Source organism: Planctopirus hydrillae (assembly GCF_001707835.1).
GTDB lineage: Bacteria > Planctomycetota > Planctomycetia > Planctomycetales > Planctomycetaceae > Planctopirus > Planctopirus hydrillae.
In genome coordinates, this window is record NZ_LYDR01000147.1 from 1 (window position 1) to 772 (window position 772).

The 772-nt window shown below is 65.5% G+C and carries 1 pseudogene; it reads left to right on the forward strand.

The features are described from left to right. Nucleotides 1-188: pseudogene (locus A6X21_RS25070) on the forward strand (hypothetical protein); the annotation flags it as partial. Between the last annotated feature and the right edge of the window lie 584 nt (nucleotides 189-772).

Here is a 772-nt window from a genome sequence, read left to right on the forward strand (position 1 = left end):
GGCCTCAACTTGCCAAGCGGTGGGAACCACGTGGTTTTTCTCGAGTTGCTGCGGCATTCTCGAGTTCCGACGGGGATCTCAGCCTTCCCCTTGGGTTGGCCCTGGGAAGCCCAATCTTCCCCTCGGGTTGCGAGGGAAAGCTGGGGGTGGCGCTCGAGTCACTGCAGGGCCTAAGAGACCTCACCTAAGCGTGTGTCCGGGACCTAATTTTCCTCTCCAGGGAAGGCAGGGATCTCGGGGTTGCATTCCAGGCTCCCCCGGGGAGTCAGGCCTCGTCTCGAGGGGAAGCCAAGGACTCCGCTCTCCTCTCGAGTCGCGACGCGGGTCTCTTGGAGCCCCCTGAGCGGCCTCAAGGGAGTCCAGCCTCCTCTTCCGTTTGGAGAGAGGACCCGGGATTGCTCTCCAGGCCATGCAGGAAAAGAAGGCCCTCAGCTCGCGAGGACGGGGGCGTCTCAGGGGTTTCCTCGAGCTGCGGCGCCCGTGGGGGTTTTCTCCCGAGGCACGACGAGGATCTCAGGGAGCCTCTCGTGCGGCGCCAGGGAAGTCAGGTCTCCATGCGCGTGGCGAGGGGGAGCGCGTCATGGCTCTCGAGTCACGGGAGGGGACTAGGGCCTCGAGACGCGTTGAAGAAGGACTCTCGAGGTCTTTCTCGGGCGGCGGCGGGAAAACCTCCTTGCCCTCGCCTGCTGCCGGGGACCTTAGGGAACTGCCCAGGGTGCCTCTGAGAGGCGAGGGATCCCGTGGAGGTGGGGGGGCCCCTCGGGACTCCCCT